The organism is Pelomonas sp. Root1444 (assembly GCF_001426885.1).
Classification (GTDB): Bacteria; Pseudomonadota; Gammaproteobacteria; order Burkholderiales; family Burkholderiaceae_C; genus Pelomonas.
Window position 1 is genome coordinate 1 of record NZ_LMFP01000019.1, and the last position, 1,914, is coordinate 1,914.

At 59.4% G+C, this 1,914-nt stretch carries 1 protein-coding gene and 2 pseudogenes; all 3 read left to right on the forward strand.

Annotation, left to right across the window (positions count from 1 at the left end; genetic code table 11):
- Positions 1 to 52: 52 nt before the first annotated feature.
- Positions 53 to 226: pseudogene (locus ASD35_RS28575) on the forward strand (TniQ family protein); the annotation flags it as partial.
- 279 nt (positions 227 to 505) lie between these two features.
- Positions 506 to 1,369, forward strand: coding sequence for a hypothetical protein (locus ASD35_RS28120; protein WP_235538365.1), 864 nt, complete (start codon positions 506 to 508; stop codon positions 1,367 to 1,369).
- A gap of 291 nt (positions 1,370 to 1,660) precedes the next feature.
- A pseudogene (locus ASD35_RS15685) lies at positions 1,661 to 1,855 on the forward strand (IS110 family transposase); the annotation flags it as partial.
- Positions 1,856 to 1,914: the final 59 nt, after the last annotated feature.

The window sequence follows — 1,914 nt, forward strand, 5'->3', positions numbered from 1 at the left end:
GTCGCCCGCGCTCACGCCCAGCGCCAGTCGGATTGACGAGGGGTTTTGCAGACTGTCCCTAGCTAGTGGGCGCGCAAAAGGCAGCGTCCGCTACACAAGAACGCACGATCCCGTTGCGACACGGACAGGCCTTCGCTGGTGCAGGCAATGTGCAGCCGAAGAAGAAATGCATGGCAGACCGACCACATGGCGCCTGGTTCACCAATTGCCGTTTGTCAGACATTGCCACATGCATCTAGAGCCGCTTATCGATCGCTGCAAGAGGTGTTGCTTGCCGCTTGACGACGGTCACAAGTTTCGGCTCCCTGGTGAGGGGTGCTGGAATTGCGGTGCAGAAGGACAAAGTTCGACTCGGAGACCACCAACGCCTGGCGAATCGCGGCTAGCCAAGCTCGCCGACCAGGCTTTCCAAGACCAAGAAAACACATACCGACCTGAAAGCTGGTCTAAGGCAGTACTCTTTTTCGCGAACCAGTTCGAATCCTCGAGGACCGCTGCGCAGGCCTTGACTGAGAAACTCTGCTCTCTCTGGGAGGTCGAGTCTGTCGATCAAGTCTGGAGCAAGCTTGGTCTGACCTTCAGGTCTGACGATCTGATGCACGCGCTGTCGTCAGGGCTAGTCAGCAGTCCATTGACGCTGCAATTGGTGGCAGCTGACGTGATGCGAGAAATTCACCCGAAGGTTTTCTCAGAGAGAGCCGCGTCCGCAGTGAAAGAGCGGCACAACGACATGGCTTTCAGCCAAGAAAACTCTCAGTGTGCCGTTGTGCTGCGGCATGCTGCAGCAAGGGGGATTGATACGACATTCATTCAGTTGCTAGCCAACGGCGGCACGCAATACGCTGCCGCGCAGGCGGCTGGACTGACAAAGTCGGCTGCGCGGCGAGCCGTAGCCGCCCTTCGGGCCTCGCTTTTTGCTGAACTTGGTCAAGAGGCCGGCGCTGAGTTGCTCCGGCTGGTTCTACCTCGACTAATGCCACCCCCGGCCAAGGCGGGCCTAAGCGTTGATGAACGCCTGTCGACTTACCGCGCGCAAGTCTGCAAGCTGCTCGCCAATGAGCCTGGGATCCGGCGGAAGGCGGTATGGCACCGCCTGCCAAAGGTAGTTACGTTTTTGAACCGCAATGACCGCACGTGGCTTGAGAAGGCCCTTCCAGCAAGACTCAGGATCTTTGATCCGAACGATCTCCAGGGGCGGACAGCGCTGTATCGCCAGAGGATCGAAACCATCCTTCACGAACTACAGCATCCGACCCGAACTGTTCTGTGGAGGAGACTGCACCACGAGATGTCGTGGCTGCAGTCCAACGACAAAGAATGGCTCGATAGCCTGTTTTCAACTCCTTCGCGTCGGGGGCCAAAGACATAGTTGCGTTCGAGAGGCACTTGCGCACTCCAGCGTTTCCTGACCACGACTTCTGGTGGGTGCTGACCGCTGGCTCGGCCTCGGCGACATCTTGCGATATTGCTCGCTAAGCCGTTTGAGACGACTTCGGTGCCACGCGGTCGGGCGCTATAGGCTGATTGCAGCCCGTCGCACTAAATCCGGCCATCGGACGCTTCAAACGTAAGCAATGGGATGGACGCCCCCACCCGTAGACGGCATCGAAGTGCCACAGTGGAAGTGTCAGCAACCACTCGATCGGAAGGAGCGTCCACCATGGAGATTACGACGATCGGCCTTGATCTGGCCAAGAACGTGTTCCAGGTTCACGGGGTCAACGAGCGCGGCAAGGCTGTGCTTCGCAAGCAGCTGAAGCGCGACCAGGTCTCGCCCTTCTTCGCGAACCTGCCGCGCTGCCTGATCGGCATCGAGGCCTGCGCCAGCGCTCACCACTGGGCCCGCAAGCTGCAGGGTAGGCGTCCGCCGAACACACCTTGACGGTTGCAGCGCGGGGAGCGGTGCAGATTCCC